Below are 21,708 nucleotides of genomic sequence, written 5' to 3' on the forward strand. Positions count from 1 at the left end.
TTCAGCGCAACCTTTTTGCCTTTGAGGTCCGCGACGGTTTTCAGCGGGCTGTCTTTCGGCACCAGGATCGCTTCGCCTTTCGGTGCCGGAGGCTCGAAGGCGACATATCGGATCGGGGCGCCCGCGGCCTGCGCGAAAATCGGTGGTGCTTCGCCGGTGTTGCCGAAATCGAGCGCCCCCACATTGATGCCTTCGAGCAGAGCTGGTCCGGCATTGAATTCGGCCCATTTGACGCTGTAGCCGAGCGCCTTCAGCTTTGGCTCCAGGCTGCCTTTGCTCTTCAGCAGCACGAGCTTGCCGTATTTCTGGAAGCCGATGCGGACGGTCTTGTCCTGGGCATGGGCAGCATCCGGTGTCATCGACGACGCGATGCCGATCGCGAGTGCCAGACCTGCGGTTGCAAGCATCTTCGTCAAATGTCGCCTGCCGAGCATTTTCATGTTCTCCTGTCGCCGGAATATGCGGCGCAACAAGAGCCAATACAGCCTCGGTCCATGACTTCTGGGAATTCCAAAAGAACCGGCGATGTCGGTGCGATCCGACTGCGAGATCGGGTGTTCTAGAGAAGGTTGTACTACGCGTCATATTGGCGGTGCAGGTCGCGGAAATGCTCAAACTGCTGCAGGAACACATGCCGGCTGGAAAGGAGCGGCAATCGCGTCACTCGACGGGCGCGAGCGGGGGTGGCAGAGTAATATTCCGTCCAATTCGGTTCTGTTTCAGCAGGTGGTCGTGCGGTTTCTCACGCTGCGTTATTTCAACGAAGTTGCCAGGCTGGGATCGATCCGGAAGGCAGCTGATCGGCTTCATGTTGCGCCCTCGGCCATCAGTCGGCAGATCGCGCAACTGGAACATGAGGTCGATGCGATCCTGTTCGAGCGATCGAAGGGCGGTGTGCAACTTACCGTCGCAGGAGAGGTGTTAGCGCGACACAGTCACCGCATTTTCCGTGATCTTGATCGGGCCCAGACGGGAATCGACGAGTTGCGCGGCCTTCGGCGTGGCGAGGTTTCTCTCTGGGTGATCGAGGGGATGGTGTCGGATCTGTTGCCCGGCGTACTCGCTCGCTTCCACGAAAAATATCCTGGCGTCTCGTTCAAGGTGCTGACGGCCTCCAGCGATCGCATCATCGAAGCGTTGCTGGCAGACGAGGCCGATATCGGCATTACGTTCAATGCACCGAAACGGATCGAGATCGAGATCGTCGGCGAGTTCATTGAGCCGATTTACTGCCTGGTCGCGGCATCTCACGAATTTGCGTCCCGCGCGTCTCTGACGCTGGTCGATATCTGCAGCACGCCGCTCGCTTTGTCAGAGCATAGTTTCGGCCTGCGGCAGATATTTGAGCGTGCCGTCATCGAGCGTCGGCTCAAACCGAAGATCGTGGTGACGACCAACTCCCTCGAATTGACCAAGACAATGGCTGCCACCGGAAAAGCGGTGACCTTCATGCCGGCGCTGACGGTCATCAAGGAACTGGCGACCGGCAGCCTGCGCGCCATTCCGGTCAATGAGCCCGAATTTGTCTCCGGACGCTCCAGCATCAGCGTCCATCGCGACCGGCCACTGCCTCACGCGGCCCAGGAATTCCTGAAAGTCCTGACTGCTGAGTTGAAGCGTTTATCCGCAGCGCCGCGTGCGACATCCGCAGGATCGGCAGACGCCTCCAGCTGACGTGTTGCCTTTTCGGTACGGCCACATGACAGATTCTCGTCTTTGCACGATTGGGGGCGCTGGTTAGGTTTTGGGCATCCGTCCTTCATGGAGTGCCCGATGCCCCGAAATGTGAAATTTCCTTCTCCGTCGCTGGTGCTTTCGAGGCGCAGTGTTCTCCTTGGAGCCAGTTCCGCCGGTGCGGCCTTCGCACTGGCGCAGATGGGATCGCCGGCGGTGGCGCAGGGCCTGACCTCGGTCCGTGTCTCCGAAGCCATCCATCTCGGGATTTACGTGTCCGTCTATGCTGCCAAGTTCGGCGGCTATTTCAAGAAGCACGGTCTCGATGTCGCCGTCAGCTCGGCGGGCGGTATCGCTGCGGCATTGCCCGTCGTGCTGTCGGGTAATGCGACATTCGCCGTCACCGGCACAGGCATGTCAGTGAACGCCGCCGTCGAGGGCGCCAAAATCTCGAACATCGCCAAGATCGTCGGCGGCATGGCCATGTGGGCCGTCGCCAAGCCCGGTGCAAACTTCAAGACCATCGACGACTTCAAAGGCAAAACCGTTGCCACCCTGCGTTTCCCGTCCTCCACGATTCAGGTCCCCACCTACATCATGAAGGAAAAGGGCGGCTTCGATGCCGAGAAGGCGGGCGTCAAGTTCCTGCAGCTGCCGGCCGGTGCCCAGGCGCAGGCGGTGCTTGACGGTCGCGCCGATGTCGCCGTGATGTTCGAATGGGATGCCAGCATTTCCAAGCAGCAGTTCGGTCTGGAAGCTGTGATGTCGCTCGGCGACTTCATCCCGCCGGCCGCCTTCACCACGGCGATGCTGCCGACCGCCGAGGTCACGAAGAATCCGGCGATGGTGCAGGCTTTCTGTGACGCGCTCGCCGAAGCTCAGGCTGCGCTGCATGCCGATCGCGAATTGTTCGTGAAGACCTCGCAGGTTGAATTCCCGCAGCTCTCCGAGGCCGTCATCCGTTCGGCGGCGGATAATATCATGGTCAAATCCCTGGCCGTTCCGAAGGCGCCGACCATTTCCAAGGCGGAGTGGGATGCTGATATCGCCTTCGAGATTGCCGGCGGTTCGCTCAAGGTCGGCCGTCCCTATGAGGAAATGGTCAACAACACATTCGCCGAAAAGGCCGCAGCCAAGTTCAACAAGGCCGGCTGAGGGAGACGATGATGCGAAGCCTGATTGCCAAGCCGGAACCAATCGCATTCGATGCATCGCGCACCGCGCTCATCGTGGTCGACATGCAGAACGGTTATTGCTCGCCGGGGGGCTATTTCAGCCATCTCGGCGTCGACCTGGCGCCGACCCAGCAGGTCATCCCGGCCATCGCCGAACTCGTGCGGATCTCGCGCGATGGCGGCATGCAGGTGGTCTGGCTGCAGAACGGCTGGGATACCGATCTAAAAGAAGCGGGCGGCGAGGGGTCCGTCAATCAGCTCAAGGGCAATTCGCTCAAGCTGATGCGTAGCAAACCGGAGCTCAAGGGCAAGCTGCTCACCAAGGGCGGCTGGGACTACGAGCTGGTCAAGGAGCTGAAGCCGGAAGGGGCGGACATCGTGATCCCGAAGCCGCGCTACAGCGGCTTCACCGGAACGCAGCTCGACAGCATTTTGCGCAGCCGCCGCATCGACACGGTTCTGGTCTGCGGCGTCGCCACCAATGTCTGCGTCGAATCCACCATTCGCGACGCCTATTTCAAGGAGTACTTCCCGGTGCTGGTCCGTGATGCCTGCTATCAGGCCGGCCCGGACTTCATCCAGGAAGCCACCATTTACAATGTCGAGCGCTTCTTCGGCTGGACATCATCCATCAACGACATTGCTGCCGCCTGCGCCGTCGAACGCGCCGCCTGATCACCACCGAGACACAGCAGAGGATCCGTCATGCCGATCGAAATCCTGACCCCGCCGAATCCGCCGCCGCCGCTCGCGCCCTATAGCGCCGGTACTAAAGCCGGTGGCTTCATCTATGTGTCCGGCACGCTGGCGATCGGCCCGAATGGTGAGACCATGCATGTCGGCGATGCCGCAGCCCAGACCCGCTACGTGCTCGAAGCCATCAAGGCGGTGATCGAGGCCGGTGGCGGCACGATGAAGCACGTCGTGATGAACCAGATTTTTCTGAAGGACCTCGCGGACTACGCCGCCATGAACGCGGTTTACAAGGAGTACTTTCCGGAAAATCCGCCGGCGCGCTACTGCATCCAGACGCCGCTCGTGCGTCCGGACTTCCTGGTCGAGCTCGCCACCACCGCCTATGTCGGCCCCTGACATGTCGGGCACCGAGACCGCAGGCGTGCTGGCCGAGCGCGCCATGACCAGCAAGCTGGCGGCACGGCGGCGCTGGTCGCCGCTGGCGCTGATCGGCAAGGGACGCATCCTGTTCTATCAGGTGCTGGTGATCGGCGCGTTCCTGCTGTTGTGGGAAGTCGCGATCCGCAACGAATGGATCAAGGTCTATCTCTACGGTCAGCCCACCGGCATCTGGCGTGAATTCGTCAAGGCATTGATGACCGGCACGCTGCTGCGCGACACTTGGGTCACCACCCAGGAGACCGTGCTCGGGTTCCTGATCGGTGGCATCCTAGGGTCGCTGGCGGGGCTGTCGCTATGGCTGTCGCCGACGGTGGCCGCGGTACTCCGACCGATCATGGTGGCCATGAACGGCCTGCCCAAGATCGCGCTGGCACCGCTGATCATCGTCTGGTTCGGCATCGGCATCGAGTCGAAGATTGCGGTGGCCGCCATCATCACCTTCATCGTGGCGATGATCACCTCCTTCGACGGCGCCAAGGAGATCGACCACGACTATGTGCGGATGCTGAAAGCGATCGGCGCAAGCCGCTGGCAGATCTTTCGCATGGTGATCCTGCCGGGATCGCTGCCATGGATCGCCTCGGGCTTCCGCCTCAATGTCGGCTTCGCCATGATCGGCGCCGTGGTCGGCGAATACATCTCGGCGGAGCAGGGCCTTGGCTACTACGTCTATTATTCCGGAACACTCTACAATCTGAATGCGGTCTGGGCCGGCATTCTGGCTCTCATGATCCTGGCGCTCGTGCTCGATGCCATCGTCGGCTGGATCGAACGCCGCATGATGTGGCGCTAAGAGGAACTGTCATGCCGCTCGCAAAAATCCACGACGCCGACATTCACTACGACATCAAGGGTGAGGGCGAGCCGGTGCTGCTGGTCGCCGGCCTCGGCGGCGCCGCCTCCTACTGGAATCCGAACCTCGCCGCTTTCGCCGAGCGCTATCAGGTCATCCTGCATGATCATCGCGGCACCGGCGGCAGCACGCGCTCGGAAATGCGCTACAGCGTCGAGCTGATGGCCGACGATCTGCTGCGCCTGATGGATGTGCTGAAGATCGAGAAGGCGCATCTGGTCGGCCATTCCACCGGCGGTGCGATCGGGCAGGTTCTTGCGGCCATTGCGCCGGAGCGGATCGCTAGCCTGGTTCTATATGCAAGCTGGGCGGTGCATGACAATCTGATGGAAGTGAACATGCAGCTTCGTCGTCGCATCGCCATGGCGATGGGCGAGGCGGAATATCACCGCACCACGCCGGTCTTCCTGTATTCGCCCACTTACATCCGCGACAACAAGGAGCAACTGGAGCGCGATATCGCTGCCTCGATCGCCAACACGTCGAGCAAGACCATTCTCGACGCCCGCGCCGCCGGCATTCTGGCGTTCGATGGCCTTCAATATCACGACCGCATCACATGCCCGACCACGGCCATCGTCGCGGACGATGATATCCTGACGCCGCCTTACGCGTCGGACATCATGGTGGATCGCATCAAGGGCGCCACGCTGATCAAGGTGGCGCAAGGCGGCCATGCGCTATCACGGGCCGAGCCAAAAATCTTTAACGATGCCGTGCTCGGCTTCCTGGCCAAACATCCCATCGCTCAAAAGGTCGCTGCATGAGCACGCTCGCAAAAGACGTTGTCCTTCGCGCCGATGCCATCGGGATGACCTTCAATCCCGACAGCGCCAAGCCGGTGACGGCCATTGCCGATATCGGCTTCGACCTGCATCGCGGCGAGGTGGTCGCCATTGTCGGCCCGTCCGGCTGTGGCAAGACCACGTTGTTCAACATAATTGCCGGCCTGCAGATCCCGTCCCAGGGCAAGGTGCATGTGAATGGCAAGCAGGTCGATCAGGCCACCGGCCATGTCGGCTATATGCTGCAGAAGGACCTGCTGCTGCCATGGCGCACGGTGCTCGACAATGTGATCATCGGCCTGCAGGTGCGCAGCACGCCGCGCAAGGAAGCCGAAGAGATCGCGCGCGGCCTGATCGAGGCCTATGGTCTCAAGGATTTCGAAAAAAGCTATCCGTCTGAATTGTCCGGCGGCATGCGCCAGCGCGTTGCCTTTATGCGGACGCTGGCATTCAGCCCCGACGTAATCTTGCTCGACGAGCCGTTTTCGGCACTGGACAGCCAGACCCGTCTGGTGCTGCAGGCCGACATGGCGCGCATCATCCGCGAGCGCAATTGCAGCGTGGTGCTGGTGACCCATGACGTCGGCGAGGCCATCACCATGGCTGATCGCATCGTGGTCATCACCAGCCGCCCCGGCCGCGTCAAGGCGATCCATGATGTGGATATCCCCGCCGAGCTGCGGCACCCCATGAAGGTGCGCAAGCAGCCGCGCTTCACCGAGCTCTATGAGCGGATCTGGGCGGAACTCGGCGTCGCCATCGCGGCCTGATCACGAAGTCCTGTTGACGGTGGTGTTGGCGGCCCTTGCATCACCGATGCATGCAGTTGCATGATCTTGAAGCGGAACGTAGGGCGGAAGACGCCCACGGCTCATCTGCGCACTTTTTTGGAGGAAGCATGACGAAAGCACGTGTGGTCGAGGTCGCCGAATTTGGCGCACCCGAGGTGATGAAGCTTGTCACCATGGACCTGCCGTCGCCTGTGGCTGGCGAAGCGCAGATCCGGCAGACGGCCATCGGCTTCAATTATCTCGACATTTCCCAGCGCGGCGGCGCGATGCCGCTGCCATTGCCGACGGGAATCGGTCACGAGGCCGCAGGCGTCGTCGAAGCGATCGGCGAGGGTGTCACTGATGTAAAAGTTGGTGATCGCGTCGCCTATATGAATGCCGGCATCGGCGCTTATGCTGATCACCGCAATGTTGCTGCGAACAAACTGGTGGTACTGCCCGCCAGCGTCAGTGACGAAGCCGCCGCGACCCTGATCTTCAAGGGCATGACGGCGCAATATCTGATCAAGAAGACGCATGCGGTGCAGCCGGGCGATCTCGTGCTGGTACATTCGGCGGCTGGTGGCGTCGGTCAGATCCTGTCGAACTGGTGCAAGGCGCTCGGTGCGACTGTGGTCGGCACGGCATCAACCCCGGAGAAATGCGTCATCGCTAAAAAGGCCGGCTGCGATTTCGCGATCGATTACTCGAAGCCCGGTTGGGTCGATGAATTCCTCAAGGTGACCGGCGGCCGCAAGGCGCGCGTTGTCTATGATGCGGTCGGCAAGGACACGTTCTACCAGTCGCTGGATTGCACCGCGCCGTTCGGCCTGGTGGTTCTGTACGGCGCAGCGTCCGGCCCGGTGAAGGATTTCGAACCGGAGCTGCTCAACAAGAAGGGCTGCCTGTTCCTCACGCGCCCATCGGTGTTTCCGCACAATGCCGACCCCGCAACGTTCCGCGCCAATGCGGCGGACCTGTTCGAGGCGATTACGAGCGGCAAGGTCAAGGTCGATATCGGCCAGCGCTTCAAGCTCGACGACATCGTCAAGGTGCATGAGCAGGTGAAAGGCCGTGCGACGACGGGTGCAGTGTTGATCACGCCGTAAACACGGATGTCGTCCCCGCGCAGGCGGGGACCCATACACGTTGGCGACATAATAAAAGCGGCAGAGACGCGTCTCTGCCGCTTTTCGGTTTGATGACGGTGGTTATGGGGGCCCCGCCTGCGCGGGGACGACATCGAGTCTACCCGTCCACACCCGCCAGAAATTCCAGCAGCATCGTGTTGAACACGTCCGGCGTCACCGCCGTAAATGCGTGTGCGCCGTAGCCGACCTCCTTGAGCACTGCGCCCGGAATCGCCGCTGCGAGCTCACGCGTCAGATAGGCTGGCACCAGCGCATCGTCGGCAGCGGTCGTCACCAGCACCGGCGTCTTGATCGTCTGCAGTCGCTCGCCGGGATCGAACGCCAGGAACATCTCGATCCGCGCATTCATTGTCTCTGCCGGCGGGAAGTGCGAGATGATATGCGGCTCGTCCGCATCGAGCTTTGCCTCGTTCTCGGCAATCCACTGCGGCGGGAACAGGAACAGCGGCTGCGCGCGTACATAGGCCTTCGGGCCGGAGACGCGCAAAATCTCCCTGCGCACCTCGAAGCAGCGCCGCAGAAACGCGTCGGCACGCCCCCAGCCATTGACGACAGTGACGCTGAGCACGCGCTCGGGCTGCGTCATTGCGAGCTCGAGCCCGACGATGCCGCCGATGGCATGGCCGACCATATGGGCCTTGTCGAGACCGAGATGATCCAGCACGCTGACGATGTCGCCGGCCATGCCAGCTATGCTGCGCTCGATCGGCTTGTCGCCGCGGCTGCGCGCCGTGCCGACGTGGTCGTACACGATGACCTGATGCTGTTTCGCCAGTTCTGCAATCTGCGGCGTCCAGAAGCCGCCGCCGCCGCCCATGCCCGCAGACAGAATGATCGGGACGCCGCTGCCATGGGTCTCGAAATAGATCGGCGCGCCATCGGCGCTCACTGCAAAGGTCATGTCAGAATTGCCTCGGAGCTTTTTTCAATGTGAGAGTGGATGCGATCAGCCGTCGTGACGCGCTTTTGCCGGCCAGGTCTCGATGGCTTCGGCAAAACGCGTCAATTCATGTACCAGTCGCTGCTGCCCATCCGATCCGAGCGGGAGCAGCCGGCTGCGTTGCACGTCGAAAACCAGCGGGATGGCTTCGTTGATGACGGCCTCGCCGGCAGCGGTGAGCTGGACGCGGAGCGTGCGGCGATCGTTCGGTTCGGGAAGACGGGCCAGGTAGTTCTGCGCTTCCAGCTTGTTGAGACGGCTGGTCAGCCCGGCGCCGCTGAGCAGAAGCGATTGTGCGATCTGCTTCGGCGACAGGCTGTAGGGCGCGCCGGCACGGCGCAGGGCGGTCAGCACGTCATAGGTGCCGCGGGTAAGTTCGAATGGCTTCAGCACTTCGTCGATGAAAGCGGTGCATTGCATCTGGATGCGGCCGATCAGGCCATAGACATGCACCGGGCTCGTATCGATGTCGGGACGCTCTGCCTGCCATTGCGAAAAGATGGCATCGACCTGCTCGCGGAGTGCGGCACCCTTGGTGCTGCGTCGCCCCGCCGGCTTCTTGCTGAAAATCCCGTCCGTCATGCTCAAGGCGTCCAATCGATCACGCGCTTCTCGATAAACTCTATGCCGTGGAAAAGCGCAATGCTCAGCACGGTGAGGAGTGCGATGGCCGCGAAAGCAAGCGGGGTCTGCGATTGTGCGGTGGAGGTGAGAATGAGATAGCCGAGCCCGTCCTGTGCCGCGACGAATTCGCTGATGACAGCGCCGATCACGGCGAAGGTCACGGCCACTTTGCAGCCGGTGAAGAAGTACGGCAGTGCGACCGGCAGGCGGAGGCGTCGGAAAACGACATGGGGCGAGGCGCCGAGCGAACGCATGAGATCAAGCATGGTTTTCGGTGCTGCCTCGAAGCCGGCGACCATGTTGACGAGAATCGGAAAGAAGCAGACCAGCACGACGACGATGATCTTGGGCCATTCGGCCAGGCCGAACCACAAGATGATCAGCGGCGCCACGGCGACTTTCGGCACGGACTGCAGTCCGAGCAGGATCGGATAGATGATCCGGCGGGCCAGCGGATTGAGGCTGATCAGGATCGCCAGCGGCAGCGACAAGGCGATCGCAAACACGAAGCCGAGCACGGTCTCGCGGAGTGTCACGATGGTGTTCGATGCGAGTTCAGGCGCCCATTTCACCGCCGAATGATAGATTTCCGAAGGTGCCGGAAGAATCCAGGTCGGGACGTTCAGCGCGTCGCAGATCAGTTCCCATCCGATCAACAGGCCAAGATAGATCAGCGGCGTGGCAGCGCGGTCGATGAAGCGTGATGCAGTCATGGTCAGCTTCCCGTCCGGTTGAAGATGATGTCGCGGATCTGGTTCTTGATCTCCTGGAAACGCGGCAGTTTCACCGTATCGGCATTGCGCGGACGCGGCAGGTCGATGGTGATAGCGGCGCGGATGGTGCCGGGGCGTTCCGACATGATCAGCACACGGTCGCCGAGCAGGATCGCTTCCTCGATGTCATGGGTGATCAGCAATGCAGCGCGGCCAAGTTCCTGCCACAGCCGCGACAATTCCAGCGACAGTTCTTCGCGCGTCAGCGCGTCGAGTGCCCCAAACGGCTCGTCGAGCAGCAGCAGGCGCGGATCCGAAATCATGGCGCGGCAGAATGCGGCGCGCTGTTTCATGCCGCCGGAGAGTGCTTGCGGGCGCTGATGGGCGAAATCCTTGAGACCGGTGAGTTCGAGCAGTTTGAGCGCACGCTCGCGCGCGGCTGCCTTCGGCAGCGCCAGCACATCGGCGGGAAGCAGGACATTGTCGAGAATGCTGGCCCATGGAAACAGCACGTGTTCCTGAAACACGATCCCGACTTCGTGCGAGGGACCGTCGAGCGGTGTTCCATATCGCTGCATGGTGCCGCTATCCGGCATCTCAAGTCCGGCGACGAGGCGCAGCAGTGTGGACTTGCCGCAGCCGGATGGACCCACCACCGAGACGAAACTGCCGGGATCGATGCGCAGGTCCACCGGCCCCAGCGCATGCGTGGCTTTGCCGTCGCGGCCGGTATAGGTCTTGGTGACGCCTTTGATCTCGATGGCCGGAACCACCGCCGCGGCGGGCCGCGACGGTGCAGTGTTGAGTGCGGTGGTCGCCGTCATCAGTTGACAAAGCCCGGTGCGTAGAGATCTTCGGGCTTCACCGGCGTCTTCAACGAGAAGGTGGCCGTCATCACATCGACGGTGCTGGCGATGCTCTTCGGTTCAATTTGGCCGAGCGCACCTTTGACTTCAGCAAGTTCCTTCACGAGCTTGGTTTCGCCTTCGATGACCGCGGGCGCGAGCGCCTTCTCATATTTTGCCATGATGGTGGCCGCTTCGGCCGGATTGGCGAAAGCGTCCTTCATGCCCTTGATGGTCGCACGGACGAAAGCCTTCACCTGATCTGGATTCTTCGCGATCATCTCTTCCGACGCGATCAGGCCGTTGCCGTAATAGTCGAGGTTGGAGTCGGCATAGTTGATACGCACCACTTCCTTTGGTGCCACGGCAGCTGCGATCAGCGGCTCGCCCACCGAGAACTGGCAGATCGCGTCGGCGCGCCCATTGGCGAGCAGCGATGGCAGTGCCGAGCCTTCGGCCACCACCCACTTCACCTTGCTGGCATCGATGCCGGCTGCCTTGGCGAAGGCCGGGAACAGGAGGCGCACCGAGCTCGATGCGGTATCGGCGACAGTCTTGCCTTCGAGATCCTTCGGCGAATTGATGCCGCTGCCCTTCACGGCGAAGATCGCCTGCGGCGGCTTCGCATAGACCACCGACACCAGCTTCACTGGCACGCCGTCATTGCCGCGCGCCAGCACCAGCGAGCCGGCATCGGCAAAGCCGAAGGTGGCGACGCCGGCCGCGACCTTCTTGATCGCGTCAGCCGAGCCCTGGCCGCGCACAAAATTCACGTCAAAGCCTTCGGCCTTGTAGTAGCCCTTCTCGCGGGCAACGTAGAAATACGAGTGGCGGCCGTTGAAGCCGAAATCGGTGATGAAATTGATGTCTGCCGCCTGTGCGGTGGAGACGCCGGCCGTGGCCAGGGTCGCGAGCAGAGCGGCGGTGAGGCGAGCGCGGAATTTCATGGTCAGACCTTCGATGGCAGGAGAGGAGGCCGGCAACCAATGCAGGGATGGGTGCATCGATTTGTTCGCAATCGAACGAAAACTAGATTTTGCCTTGATGGAGATCAACCGCACGGCTGCTTAAAATCGCATCACGGCCACCTCGAATTCGCGTAAATTACACGCATATCGCTCGTTCCGCGGGCGCGAAGCAGCATTGCTTGACAGTCGTCGGAAGCTCGTTTTAAGCGAAATTATTCGATATCGAATGATTGGTGCTGCTTATCTTTGGTGCCGCTTGCGACGAGGTGACAAATGGATCGTGGAACACGGATCGCCGTTCTCGGCGCAGGGCTTGCCGGTCTGACGGCAGCAGGCCTGCTGCAGCGTGCCGGATTTGCGGTGACGGTTTATGAGCAGTCGCCGAGTTTTTCGCGCATCGGCGCCGGCATCATTCTGGGCGCCAATGTCTCCAAGGTGCTGCGTCGCCTCGATCTCGAAGACGCCTTCGCCTCCACCGGTATCCGGCCCGATGCATTCATCAGCCGCGCCTGGGAGACGGGCGAGCAACTCTATAAGCTCGATTTTGACGCCGAATGCGAAGCGCGTTTCGGTGGCCCTTTCGTCAACATCCACCGCGCCGATCTGCATCAGCTGCTGCAGCGGCCTCTCACGCCGGGGACCATCCGCTTTGGCCACAAGCTGGCCGGCATTGAGGAGCGCGGCGATGCGCTCACATTGCGTTTCGACAATGGTGCGAGCGCTGAAGCCGATATCGCCATAGGCGCTGACGGCATTCGCTCGATCACGCGTGAATTCATCCTTGGTGCGGAAGAGCCGCGCTTCATCGGGCGTTCTGCACCGCGCGCGGTGTTCCCGGCCAGCCGCATCAAGGGTGATTCCATCGACGACTGCACCAAGTGGTGGGCGCCGGACCGGCACACGCTGGCCTATTACATGACGCCCGACCGCCAGGAGGTCTATGTCATGGCTGCGCTGCCGAAGGATCGCTGGGACGGCGACGGCTCGCCGGTGAGGGGCGACCGCGATGAATTTATCGCGGCCTTCGATAGCGCACATCCCGATCTGAAGCGCGCCGTGGAAGCTGCCGAGGACGTGACTGTGTGGCCGATCTTCGACCGACCGCGCAACGACGTATGGCACAAAGGGCGCGTGGTGCTGATGGGCGATGCCTGCCACGCGGTGCGTCCGTTCATGGCGGCCGGCGGCTCGGCGGCGATCGAGGATGCGGCGATCCTCAGCCGCTGCATCGCCGAATTTGCCGATCCCGCCACGGCCTTCGCGCATTACACGATGATCCGCATCCCGCGCGTTGCCGATATCCAGCAGATCTCCATCGCCAATTCGTGGATGCACGGTCCGACCGAAACCGACTGGTTCTTCGGCTATGATGCCTGCACCGTTCCGCTCGACCGCGCCATTCCGGAGGCCCTATGTCCGAATTTGCAGCGATGAAGCCCGGCGATATCCGTCCGGATGCGATGATCACCCGTGACCTTGTCGGCTATGGCGCGGATTCGCCCGATCCGAAATGGCCGAATGGCGCAAAGATCGCGATCAGCATCAGCCTGAATATCGAAGGCGGCGGTGAATCCACGCTGGCCAATGGCGATGCGGTGTCCGAAGGCATGCTGAACGATATCGGTGTGCCAACGAAAGAAGGCGTGCGCGTGCCGCTGGTGGAGTCTGTATTCGAATATGGCAGCCGCCGCGGCGCCTGGCGCATCCTCGATGTGCTGGATCGCTTCAAGGTGCCGGTCAGCATTCTCGGTGTCGCGCGGGCGATGGAGCAGAATCCCGAACTGGCAAAAGCCTGTGTCGCGCGCGGCCACGAGATGGTCAGCCATGGCTATCGCTGGATCGATTATTGCCACGTGGACGAGGCGACCGAGCGGGCTCATATCCGCAAGGCCATCGACATCCTGACCGATCTCACCGGCAGTCGGCCGCTCGGCTGGATGACAGGGCGTCCGGGCCCGAACACACGGCGCCTGCTCGCGGAAGAGGGCGGCTTTCTTTATGACCGCGACTCGCTTGCCGACGAATTGCCGTATTGGGTGACGACGGAGCATGGTCCGTTTCTCGTGGTGCCGTATTCATACGAATCCAACGACAACCGCTTCAACGAGAATTCCGGCTTCTCCACCGGCGAACAGTTCTTCACTTACATGCGAGATGCCTTCGACGTGCTCTATGCGGAAGGTCAGGCCGGTGCGCCAAAGCTGCTATCCATCGGTCTGCACGACCGCCTGATCGGTCGTCCGGGCCGCGTCGGCGGGCTAATCCGGATGCTTGAGCATATGAGCGCGCATGAGGGCGTGTGGTTCGCTCGCGGCGTCGATATCGCGCAGCACTGGCGAGCGAACTTCCCACCAAATCTATAGCGTGCGAGCCGCTCCAAGGCCTTGTGGGCATTTGGAGCGGCCGCGCGGATTGCGCGCCGATTACAGCGTCAGTTCGTGGCGGCCCACGACCATCCAGTGCACTTCGTCCGGACCATCTGCAAATCGCAGATGACGCACGTCGGTGTACATTTCGGCGAGCGGCGTCCAGTGCGAGATGCCTGTCGCGCCATGCATCTGGATCGACTGGTCGATGATCTTGGCCGCGCGCTCCGGCACCATGGCCTTGACCATGCTGACCCAGATGCGCGCCTCCTTGTTGCCGAGCACGTCCATCGCCTTGGCGGCTTTCAGGACCATCAGCCGCATCGCCTCGATCTCGCAGCGTGCCTGCGCGATGATCTGCAGATTGCCGCCGAGATGCGCGATCTTCTTGCCGAAAGCCTCACGCGTGAGGCCGCGCGCAACCATCATGTCGAGCGCCTTCTCGGCCTTGCCGATCGTGCGCATGCAGTGATGGATGCGGCCGGGGCCGAGACGGAGCTGCGAGATCTCGAAGCCGCGGCCTTCGCCGAGCAGGATATTCTCCTTCGGTACGCGCACATTATTGAAGCGCATATGCATGTGGCCGCGCGGCGCGTGGTCGTGGCCAAACACATGCATCGGGCCGAGCACCTCGACGCCGGGGGTGTCGACGGGTACCAGGATCTGCGACTGCTGCTTGCTGGGTGCTGCATCGGGATTGGTCTTGACCATCACGATCATGATCTTGCAGCGGGGGTCGCCGAGTCCGGAAATGTAGTATTTCTCGCCATTGATGACCCACTCGTCGCCGACAAGCTTGGCGGAAGTGGATACGTTCTTGGCGTCCGACGAAGCGACATTCGGCTCCGTCATCGCATAGGCCGAACGGATCTCGCCGGCCAACAGCGGCTTCAGCCACTTTTCTTTCTGCTCCTTGGTCCCGACGCGTTCGATGACTTCCATATTGCCCGTATCCGGCGCCGAGCAGTTCATCGTCTCGGACGCGAGCGGGCTCTTGCCGAGCTCGGCAGCGATATAGGCGTAATCGAGATTGTTGAGGCCTTCGCCCGTTTCGGCATCGGGCAGGAAGAAGTTCCAGAGACCTTCCTCACGCGCCTTGTTCTTGGCCTTGCCGAGGATCTCGAGCTGCTCGGGCGTGAACGACCAGCGATCGGTCTTCTTTTCTCCCGCGCGATAGAATTCCACCGACATCGGCTCGACGGTGTTCGCGATAAATTTCCGCACGTGATCATAGAGCGGACGCGACTGCTCCGACATGCGCAGATCATTGAGCGCGTCTTCGGGCGCAAGTGTATAGGGCGTCTGGCGAGGGGTATATGCAACTTTCATGGTCGTCGTTCTCCCGTTTCTTGTCATCATTGTTGGCCATCTCGTCTGGATGGCTGTGCGTCCGTTATAGACGCGAAGGCATGTCGCTGTCTTCGCCCATATGAGCAACGCGTGCGCCGTCGCACGATGGCATGCGCCGCGGATCGACCCAAGCCATTTGTGCATGCAACAGCCGCAACGTTGCGCTGCACACATGATGATGCACATTGGTCGCAGTTTACATTCGAATTTTCGAAGCGCTAGAATGTTAGCATCAAGAAGCGGGATGTTCGCATCTACAAGCTTCAGAAGGGTGGAGACATGGCTCTAATGGGAATTTGGAACCTGTTAGAAGGTCCGGTATGTGCGATGTGCAGACCGTTGTTTGGTCGGCGCGAGCGCCTGGACGGCGCTGTTTTCCAATTCCAACACGCGAAATGCACTGCGCGTTGCTCCTCCCGCAATTCGGAGGCGCGATCCTGATGCGTGCTTATGCAGCCCGTCGCTTGCTTGCACTGATCCCGACGATCTTCTTCGCCAGCCTGATCGTTTTCGTCACACTGCGCCTCGTACCTGGCGATGTGATCGATCTGATGATGTCGCAGAACGACATCTCGGCCAGCGCCAAGGATCGCGCCCAGCTCGAAGAGGCGCTGGGTCTGAACAAGCCGATCTATGTCCAGTATTTCCTCTGGATCGGCGGGGTTTTGCGCGGCGATCTCGGCCAGTCGCTGTGGCACAACACACCGGTGCTCGACCAGATTCTCAGCCGTCTGCCCGTCACGTTCGGCCTTGGCTTCCTCGCTATTCTGATCGGCCTCATCATTGCGATCCCGATCGGCGTCTATTCGGCGCTGCGCCAGGATACGGCCGGCGATTATCTCATGCGGTCGGTCTCAATCCTGATGCTGGCGGTGCCGGCGTTCTGGACCGGCACCATGGTGATGGTGTTCCCGGCCATCTGGTGGGGGTGGTCACCCGACCTGAACTACATCCCGTTCACGAAGGATCCGGTCGGCGCGCTCCAGCATATGTTGCTGCCGGCGCTCATTCTCGGCATGTCGCTGTCGGCCATCACGATGCGCATGACGCGCACCATGATGCTCGAAGTGCTGCGCCAGGATTACATCCGCACCGGCTGGGCCAAGGGCCTCAATGAGCGCACCATCGTGACACGGCATGCGCTGCGCAATGCGTTGATTCCGGTGGTGACGCTGGTCGGCATCCAGGCGCCGCTGGTGATCGGCGGCGCCGTCATCATCGAGCAGATTTTTGTCATTCCCGGCATGGGCATGCTGCTGCTCGAAGGCGTCACGCAGCGCGATTATCCGATCGTCGCCGGCGTGTTTCTGGTGGTCGGTCTGGCCGTGATGATGATCAACCTGATCGTCGATCTCAGCTATGGCCTGCTCGATCCCAAAGTGAGGTATCGCTGATGACGATCGCAGTCGAGACCTCCATCGCCAAGCCGCCGCGTCGGCGTTCGCCCACGATGGCCTTCATCGGGCGGCTGTTCCGCGAAAAGCCGCTCGGTGCCGCCGGCGCCGTCGTGTTCCTGCTGTTCCTGTTTTGCGGCCTGTTCGCGGATTTCCTCGCGCCTTATGGCTACAACCAGATCAGCCCGCTGAACCGGATGAAGCCGCCATCGTGGCAGTTTCCGTTCGGAACCGACAATCTCGGTCGCGATGTGCTGTCGCGCTGTCTCTATGGTGCGCAGCTCTCCGTCATTATCGGGTTCTGCGCAGCCGGCATCGCCACCATCATTTCCGTCGTGGTCGGGATTCTCTCCGGCTATCTCGGCGGGCGCTTCGACATGATCACGCAGCGGCTGGTCGATGCCTGGATGAGCTTCCCGGACCTGGTCGTGCTGATCGTGGTCGTGTCGGTGGTTGGTCCCGGCCTGGTGCCGATCATCTGCATTCTCGGCCTTCTGCTCGGCATCAACGGCTCGCGCATCATTCGCGGTGCCACCATTTCGGTGCGCGAGAACATGTATGTGAATGCGGCGCAGTCGATGGGGGCCACGCTGCCGCGCATTCTGATCCGCCACGTCCTGCCCAATGTGATGCCGCCGATCATCATCCTGTTCACGACGCGTGTCGGCTTCGTCATCCTTGCGGAATCCGGCCTATCATTTCTCGGCCTCGGCGTGCCGCCGCCAGCACCGACCTGGGGCGGCATGCTGTCAGGCAGTGGCCGCACCTACATGCTGCAGGGGCCGTGGCTGGCGCTGGCGCCGGGCCTGTGCCTGACGGTCGTGGTCTATGCCACCAATGTTTTCGGTGACGCATTGCGGGATCTGCTTGATCCGCGCATGCGTGGCTCGCGCTAGCTTCGCGATCCAGAACGAAAAGGCACCGACGATCGACAAGGTCGCGGTGATCAACACAAGGGAGGTGACGATGAGGGGAAGTCCAGTGAAGCACACGTTGAAGGCGCGACTGCTCGCGACCGCGATGACGGCCGCACTCGCATTCGGCGTCTCGTCGGCGGCGCAAGCCGATGAGAAACCGCAATATGGCGGCACGCTTCAGGTGGCCACGGTCAATCGTGCGCTGAACGTGCTGACATGGGATCCCGCTGACTGGAACTGGAAGATCAATCACGACACGGGTCAGTTCTACGAGCAGCTGTTCTCGGCCGACTTGTCGAAGTCCAAGCGCAATGGCGGCAAATACCCATATTATGCGGACGCCTGGATTCCTTCAGACGCGGTCCGCGGCGAACTCGCCGAGAGCTGGGAGATGAAGGAAAATCCGCTCCGGATCGAGGTCAAGCTGCGCAAGGGCATCATGTTCCCGGAAAAGCCCGGCGTGATGGCGTCGCGCGAACTGGTCGCCGACGACGTCGTATTCAGCTATACGCGCCTCGACAAGAGTCCGAAGAAGATCGCGACCTATTTCGATCACATCGAGAAGGTCGAGGCCACCGACAAGCACACGGTCGTCTTCACGCTGAAATCCTTCAATGCCGAATGGGACTACCGCTTCGGCTGGGGTTATTATTCTGGCATCTATCCGAAAGAGGTCGCTGATGCCGGCGCGGGCAACTGGAAGAACCTGAACGGCACCGGTCCGTTCATGCTGACCGACCATATTCAAGGCAATCAGAACACCTATTCGAAGAACCCGATCTATTGGGACAAGGAAAAGATCGGCGGCGAGGAATTCAAGCTGCCCTTCGTCGACAAGGTCGTCTATCGCAATATTAAGGACGAGGCGACGGTGACCACGGCGCTTCGCACCGGCAAGCTCGATATCGCCGAGCCGATCCGTTGGAGCGATATGGAGGAGCTCAAGAAGAGCGTGCCGCAGCTCAAATGGTCGAAGTGGCTGTCGATGAATGGTCAGTTCGTGGCAATGCGTATCGACACAAAGCCGTTCGATGATATTCGCGTCCGCCGCGCGCTCAATCTGGCCGTCAACAAGCAGGAGATCGTCAAGGCCTATTACAACGGCCATGCCGAACTGTTCTCCTATCCACAGCATCCCGACTATGACGGCTATTACGAGCCGCTCGAAGCGATGCCGGCCTCGGTGAAGGAGCTGTTCACCTACAATCCCGACAAGGCCAAGAAACTCCTGGCGGAAGCTGGCGTGCCGAAAGGTTTCAGCTTCAAGGTACAGGTCTGCACCTGCCAGCCGGATCATCAGGATCTGCTGCCGTTGATCGGCGCCTATCTCGAACAGGTCGGCGTCAAGATCGAGATCCAGCCAATGGAATATGGCGCGTTCCTGTCGGCCATGACGTCGAAGACCAATGCGGCCGGCTATATGATGAACAACGGCCACACCAATCCGACCACGACGATCCGCAAGAGCTTCGTCACGGCCCAGACCTGGAATCCGTCGCAATATGCGGATCCTGCTTTCGACAAGAAGATGGACGCGGCCTATCAGGAGCGCGACGAGACCAAGCGTAAGACCATGCTCAAGGAGATGACGATCGAGATCCTCGACAAGGCTCCGTATATCTGGCTGCCGACGCCCTACATCTACACGGCCTGGTGGCCGTGGGTGAAGAATTATGCGGGCGAGCTGCGTGCCGGTGCCGTGCGTCCTGGTCCGATCTATGCGCGCATCTGGATCGACCAGGAGATGAAGAAGAAGATGGGCTTCTGACGCCAGCATCCATGTCAGCGCCCCGATGTCTGCAAGCGTTGCGGCATCGGGGTGAGGGCGCTCATCCCGGCCGCCACCGTAGCGGAGACGCGAATGACCGAACTCCTCCTCGACACGAACGAGATCATGGCAAAAGCCGCGCCTGTTGGCGACGCGCAGAACAATGCGGCGCCGAACGCGCGTCCGCTGCTCGAAGTGCGCGATCTCGCCGTCGAATTCGGCGTCGGCCGCGGCGCGCTGCGGGCCGTGGACAAGGTGTCCTTCGCGGTGTTTCCCGGCGAGACGCTGGCGATCGTCGGCGAGAGCGGCTCCGGCAAGAGCGTCACCGCGCTGTCGCTGCTGCAGCTTATTCCGTCGCCGCCCAGCCGCGTCAGATCGGGCGAAATCCTGTTCGATGGTCGTGACCTTCTGAAAATGTCCGACAAGGAGATCCGCGCGATCCGCGGCAACGAGATCGCGATGATCTTTCAGGAGCCGATGTCGTCGCTCAATCCATCGCTGACCGTGGGATTGCAGATTGCCGAGCCGATGCAGCTGCATCATGGCTTGAGCTGGAAGAAGGCGCTCGCCAAGGCCGGCGAATTGCTGAAGCGCGTCCGCATTCCCGATGCGGCGAGCGGGGTATCCGCCTATCCGCATCAATTCTCGGGTGGCATGCGCCAGCGCGCGATGATCGCCATGGCGCTCGCCTGCAAGCCGAAGCTGATCGTGGCCGACGAGCCGACGACCGCGCTCGATGTCACCGTGCAGGCGCAGATCCTCTCGCTGCTGAAGGACCTGACGCGGGAGACCAAGGCCGCGCTTGTCCTCATCACCCACGATCTCGGCGTTGTCGCGCGCTATGCGGATCGCGTCTGCGTGATGTATGCCGGCCGCATCGTCGAGAGCGGCACCGCGCACGAGATCTATGATCATCCGAGCCATCCCTACACCCTGGGCCTGATGGCCTCGATCCCGCGGCTGGATCAGGACACCCAGCAACGTCTGGTGCCGATCGAAGGACAGCCGCCCGACCTGGCGTCGCTGCCGCAGGGCTGCGCTTTCCAGACGCGATGCCGTTACGTCGGTGATCGCTGCCGTCAGGAAGCGCCGGAGCTCGAACATATCGATGGCCAGCATTTCCGGGCGTGCTTCGCCGATACCAAGGGAGGCGCACATGCCAGTGCCAGTATCTGAACCGGCAAGCGATCCCATCCTAAAGGTCAGCGGGCTCAAGGTCCACTTTCCGCAATATAAGGGCATCGTTGTCCGCAAGCAGGTCGGCAGCGTTCGCGCGGTGGACGGCGTGTCCTTCGAGGTGCGCAAGGGCGAAACGCTGGGTCTGGTCGGCGAGTCCGGATGCGGGAAATCCACCACCGGCCTCGCGGTTCTGCGCATGACGCCGATCACCGAAGGGAAGGTGGAGTTCGAAGGCGAGGACATTGCGAACCACAGCGCGGCCGCGATGCGCGGCATCCGGCGCCGCGTGCAGATGGTGTATCAGGACCCCTATGGCTCCCTGAACCCGCGCATGAAGGTGGGCGATATCATCGGCGAGCCGCTGATCGTCCATCATGTCGATACCGAACGTGACGTCTATCGCGCCCGAATTCAGGAACTGCTGCGGCTGGTCGGATTGCGACCCGACATGGCGGAGCGCTATCCGCACGAATTTTCGGGTGGGCAGCGCCAACGCATCTCCATTGCACGTGCGGTGGCGCTCAATCCGGCGCTGGTGATCTGCGACGAGCCTGTCTCGGCACTCGACGTCTCGATCCAGGCGCAGGTGGTCAATCTGTTCCAGGAGCTGCAGGAACGGCTCGGCCTGTCCTATCTCTTCATCGCGCATGATCTGGCCGTGGTACGCCATGTCAGCCATCGCATCGCCGTGATGTATCTCGGCCGCATCGTCGAGGTCGCGCCGCGCAACGAGCTCTACAAGGCGCCGCTGCATCCCTACACCCAGGGCCTGCTCGCGGCAGTGCCCATCCCGAGCCCATCCGCTGAAGCCTTGAGGCCGCAGCAGGTTATTCTTGGCGAACCACCAAGCGTGGTGAATCCCCCATCGGGCTGCCGCTTCCATCCGCGTTGTCCGATGGCGATGACAGTCTGCGCCGAGGCCGATCCGCCGCTGCGGGACATGGCGGACGGGCGCGCTGTCGCCTGTCATCTGCACGATCCGTCGATCGGCGACGAGAAACGTGGCGTCTTGCGGCAATCTGCACACGGCAGTAGGAGTAGCGCCGAACTAAACATTCCCGCCATCGCGTGATGGTTTCCAAGCTGGGTCGCCATACAT

Annotated in this window: 22 protein-coding genes; 15 read left to right on the plus strand and 7 right to left on the minus strand. The window is 61.5% G+C overall.

Translation table 11 applies throughout. The features are described 5' to 3' along the window. On the minus strand, positions 1-407 hold a 407-nt coding region (locus ACIQ2A_RS09235; protein ID WP_398478251.1), incomplete at its 3' end, for an ABC transporter substrate-binding protein. A gap of 118 nt (positions 408-525) precedes the next feature. Between ACIQ2A_RS09235 and ACIQ2A_RS09240 the strand changes: the two genes are divergently transcribed. The 8 genes from ACIQ2A_RS09240 to ACIQ2A_RS09275 all read left to right on the plus strand — a co-directional run bounded on the left by ACIQ2A_RS09240 (position 526) and on the right by ACIQ2A_RS09275 (position 7,503). Next, positions 526-1,674 (plus strand): LysR family transcriptional regulator, encoded by a 1,149-nt coding sequence (locus ACIQ2A_RS09240; RefSeq protein WP_398478145.1) that lies wholly within the window; start codon positions 526-528, stop codon positions 1,672-1,674. A gap of 99 nt (positions 1,675-1,773) precedes the next feature. Next, positions 1,774-2,829: an ABC transporter substrate-binding protein gene (locus ACIQ2A_RS09245; RefSeq protein WP_398478147.1), complete on the plus strand. Its 1,056-nt coding sequence runs from the start codon at positions 1,774-1,776 to the stop codon at positions 2,827-2,829. Positions 2,830-2,837: 8 nt separating this feature from the next. Further along, complete coding sequence (locus ACIQ2A_RS09250) at positions 2,838-3,524, plus strand: isochorismatase family protein (protein ID WP_398478149.1); 687 nt, start codon at positions 2,838-2,840, stop codon at positions 3,522-3,524. A 30-nt stretch (positions 3,525-3,554) separates the two neighbouring features. Further along, positions 3,555-3,941, plus strand: coding sequence for a Rid family hydrolase (locus ACIQ2A_RS09255; RefSeq protein WP_398471176.1), 387 nt, complete (start codon positions 3,555-3,557; stop codon positions 3,939-3,941). Position 3,942: 1 nt separating this feature from the next. Then, a complete protein-coding gene (locus ACIQ2A_RS09260; RefSeq protein ID WP_398478151.1) occupies positions 3,943-4,779 on the plus strand; it encodes an ABC transporter permease in 837 nt (278 codons plus the stop codon). A gap of 11 nt (positions 4,780-4,790) precedes the next feature. Then, entirely contained in the window at positions 4,791-5,606 is an 816-nt protein-coding gene (locus ACIQ2A_RS09265) for an alpha/beta fold hydrolase (RefSeq protein ID WP_398478153.1), read from the plus strand. Then, on the plus strand, positions 5,603-6,394 hold the full coding sequence (locus ACIQ2A_RS09270) for an ABC transporter ATP-binding protein (RefSeq protein ID WP_398478155.1): 792 nt from the start codon (positions 5,603-5,605) through the stop codon (positions 6,392-6,394). Before ACIQ2A_RS09265 ends, ACIQ2A_RS09270 begins: the two co-directional genes overlap by 4 nt. Before the next feature lie 128 nt (positions 6,395-6,522). Further along, positions 6,523-7,503 (plus strand): quinone oxidoreductase family protein, encoded by a 981-nt coding sequence (locus ACIQ2A_RS09275; RefSeq protein ID WP_398478157.1) that lies wholly within the window; start codon positions 6,523-6,525, stop codon positions 7,501-7,503. 139 nt (positions 7,504-7,642) lie between these two features. Here the strand turns inward: ACIQ2A_RS09275 and rutD are convergent, their stop codons facing one another. The 5 genes from rutD to ACIQ2A_RS09300 are packed head-to-tail and all read right to left on the minus strand — an operon-like array spanning position 7,643 to position 11,614. After that, positions 7,643-8,446, minus strand: a complete 804-nt coding sequence (gene rutD, locus ACIQ2A_RS09280; protein ID WP_398478160.1) for a pyrimidine utilization protein D — start codon at positions 8,444-8,446, stop codon at positions 7,643-7,645. 45 nt (positions 8,447-8,491) lie between these two features. Beyond that, positions 8,492-9,067 (minus strand): MarR family winged helix-turn-helix transcriptional regulator, encoded by a 576-nt coding sequence (locus ACIQ2A_RS09285; protein WP_398478162.1) that lies wholly within the window; start codon positions 9,065-9,067, stop codon positions 8,492-8,494. A 2-nt stretch (positions 9,068-9,069) separates the two neighbouring features. Next, on the minus strand, positions 9,070-9,822 hold the full coding sequence (locus ACIQ2A_RS09290) for an ABC transporter permease (RefSeq protein WP_398478164.1): 753 nt from the start codon (positions 9,820-9,822) through the stop codon (positions 9,070-9,072). A gap of 2 nt (positions 9,823-9,824) precedes the next feature. Beyond that, a complete protein-coding gene (locus ACIQ2A_RS09295; protein WP_398478166.1) occupies positions 9,825-10,646 on the minus strand; it encodes an ABC transporter ATP-binding protein in 822 nt (273 codons plus the stop codon). Beyond that, the gene (locus ACIQ2A_RS09300) at positions 10,646-11,614 is read right to left on the minus strand and encodes an ABC transporter substrate-binding protein (protein WP_398478168.1); all 969 of its coding nucleotides are present in this window, start codon (positions 11,612-11,614) and stop codon (positions 10,646-10,648) included. The genes ACIQ2A_RS09295 and ACIQ2A_RS09300 overlap by 1 nt, the downstream gene beginning before the upstream one ends. 294 nt (positions 11,615-11,908) lie before the next feature. On the opposite strand from ACIQ2A_RS09300, the gene ACIQ2A_RS09305 reads away from it, so the two are divergent. Beyond that, positions 11,909-13,069, plus strand: a complete 1,161-nt coding sequence (locus ACIQ2A_RS09305; RefSeq protein WP_398478170.1) for an FAD-dependent oxidoreductase — start codon at positions 11,909-11,911, stop codon at positions 13,067-13,069. Next, positions 13,048-13,998, plus strand: a complete 951-nt coding sequence (locus tag ACIQ2A_RS09310; RefSeq protein WP_398478172.1) for a polysaccharide deacetylase family protein — start codon at positions 13,048-13,050, stop codon at positions 13,996-13,998. The genes ACIQ2A_RS09305 and ACIQ2A_RS09310 overlap by 22 nt, the downstream gene beginning before the upstream one ends. A 60-nt stretch (positions 13,999-14,058) precedes the next feature. On the opposite strand, the gene ACIQ2A_RS09315 is transcribed toward ACIQ2A_RS09310, so the two are convergent. Further along, on the minus strand, positions 14,059-15,330 hold the full coding sequence (locus tag ACIQ2A_RS09315; protein WP_398478174.1) for an acyl-CoA dehydrogenase family protein: 1,272 nt from the start codon (positions 15,328-15,330) through the stop codon (positions 14,059-14,061). Between the two features lie 461 nt (positions 15,331-15,791). On the opposite strand from ACIQ2A_RS09315, the gene ACIQ2A_RS09320 reads away from it, so the two are divergent. The 5 genes from ACIQ2A_RS09320 (at position 15,792) to ACIQ2A_RS09340 (ending at position 21,681) form a co-directional block, all read left to right on the plus strand. Further along, positions 15,792-16,745: an ABC transporter permease gene (locus tag ACIQ2A_RS09320; RefSeq protein ID WP_398478176.1), complete on the plus strand. Its 954-nt coding sequence runs from the start codon at positions 15,792-15,794 to the stop codon at positions 16,743-16,745. Further along, positions 16,745-17,641, plus strand: a complete 897-nt coding sequence (locus ACIQ2A_RS09325; protein ID WP_398478179.1) for an ABC transporter permease — start codon at positions 16,745-16,747, stop codon at positions 17,639-17,641. Before ACIQ2A_RS09320 ends, ACIQ2A_RS09325 begins: the two co-directional genes overlap by 1 nt. 70 nt (positions 17,642-17,711) lie before the next feature. Next, on the plus strand, positions 17,712-19,430 hold the full coding sequence (locus tag ACIQ2A_RS09330) for an ABC transporter substrate-binding protein (protein WP_398478181.1): 1,719 nt from the start codon (positions 17,712-17,714) through the stop codon (positions 19,428-19,430). 126 nt (positions 19,431-19,556) lie between these two features. Continuing rightward, positions 19,557-20,606 carry an ABC transporter ATP-binding protein gene (locus tag ACIQ2A_RS09335; protein WP_398478253.1) on the plus strand — a complete coding sequence of 350 codons (1,050 nt, stop codon included), beginning with the start codon at positions 19,557-19,559 and terminating at the stop codon, positions 20,604-20,606. After that, positions 20,587-21,681, plus strand: coding sequence for an ABC transporter ATP-binding protein (locus ACIQ2A_RS09340; protein WP_398478183.1), 1,095 nt, complete (start codon positions 20,587-20,589; stop codon positions 21,679-21,681). The genes ACIQ2A_RS09335 and ACIQ2A_RS09340 overlap by 20 nt, the downstream gene beginning before the upstream one ends. The last annotated feature ends 27 nt before the right edge of the window (positions 21,682-21,708 follow it).

It is taken from the genome of Tardiphaga sp., assembly GCF_044336785.1.
Taxonomy (GTDB): Bacteria; Pseudomonadota; Alphaproteobacteria; order Rhizobiales; family Xanthobacteraceae; genus Tardiphaga.

Coding starts and splice junctions, on each gene's coding strand:
- ACIQ2A_RS09240 (WP_398478145.1), top strand. CDS start 526: ATGTCGGTGCGATCCGACTGCGAGATCGGGTGTTCTAGAGAAGGTTGT.
- ACIQ2A_RS09335 (WP_398478253.1), top strand. CDS start 19,557: ATGGCAAAAGCCGCGCCTGTTGGCGACGCGCAGAACAATGCGGCGCCG.
- ACIQ2A_RS09305 (WP_398478170.1), top strand. CDS start 11,909: ATGGATCGTGGAACACGGATCGCCGTTCTCGGCGCAGGGCTTGCCGGT.
- ACIQ2A_RS09315 (WP_398478174.1), bottom strand. CDS start 15,330: ATGAAAGTTGCATATACCCCTCGCCAGACGCCCTATACACTTGCGCCC.
- ACIQ2A_RS09255 (WP_398471176.1), top strand. CDS start 3,555: ATGCCGATCGAAATCCTGACCCCGCCGAATCCGCCGCCGCCGCTCGCG.
- ACIQ2A_RS09330 (WP_398478181.1), top strand. CDS start 17,712: ATGAGGGGAAGTCCAGTGAAGCACACGTTGAAGGCGCGACTGCTCGCG.
- ACIQ2A_RS09260 (WP_398478151.1), top strand. CDS start 3,943: ATGTCGGGCACCGAGACCGCAGGCGTGCTGGCCGAGCGCGCCATGACC.
- rutD (WP_398478160.1), bottom strand. CDS start 8,446: ATGACCTTTGCAGTGAGCGCCGATGGCGCGCCGATCTATTTCGAGACC.
- ACIQ2A_RS09295 (WP_398478166.1), bottom strand. CDS start 10,646: ATGACGGCGACCACCGCACTCAACACTGCACCGTCGCGGCCCGCCGCG.
- ACIQ2A_RS09245 (WP_398478147.1), top strand. CDS start 1,774: ATGCCCCGAAATGTGAAATTTCCTTCTCCGTCGCTGGTGCTTTCGAGG.
- ACIQ2A_RS09310 (WP_398478172.1), top strand. CDS start 13,048: ATGTCCGAATTTGCAGCGATGAAGCCCGGCGATATCCGTCCGGATGCG.
- ACIQ2A_RS09290 (WP_398478164.1), bottom strand. CDS start 9,822: ATGACTGCATCACGCTTCATCGACCGCGCTGCCACGCCGCTGATCTAT.
- ACIQ2A_RS09275 (WP_398478157.1), top strand. CDS start 6,523: ATGACGAAAGCACGTGTGGTCGAGGTCGCCGAATTTGGCGCACCCGAG.
- ACIQ2A_RS09300 (WP_398478168.1), bottom strand. CDS start 11,614: ATGAAATTCCGCGCTCGCCTCACCGCCGCTCTGCTCGCGACCCTGGCC.
- ACIQ2A_RS09320 (WP_398478176.1), top strand. CDS start 15,792: ATGCGTGCTTATGCAGCCCGTCGCTTGCTTGCACTGATCCCGACGATC.
- ACIQ2A_RS09265 (WP_398478153.1), top strand. CDS start 4,791: ATGCCGCTCGCAAAAATCCACGACGCCGACATTCACTACGACATCAAG.
- ACIQ2A_RS09340 (WP_398478183.1), top strand. CDS start 20,587: ATGCCAGTGCCAGTATCTGAACCGGCAAGCGATCCCATCCTAAAGGTC.
- ACIQ2A_RS09325 (WP_398478179.1), top strand. CDS start 16,745: ATGACGATCGCAGTCGAGACCTCCATCGCCAAGCCGCCGCGTCGGCGT.
- ACIQ2A_RS09250 (WP_398478149.1), top strand. CDS start 2,838: ATGATGCGAAGCCTGATTGCCAAGCCGGAACCAATCGCATTCGATGCA.
- ACIQ2A_RS09285 (WP_398478162.1), bottom strand. CDS start 9,067: ATGACGGACGGGATTTTCAGCAAGAAGCCGGCGGGGCGACGCAGCACC.
- ACIQ2A_RS09270 (WP_398478155.1), top strand. CDS start 5,603: ATGAGCACGCTCGCAAAAGACGTTGTCCTTCGCGCCGATGCCATCGGG.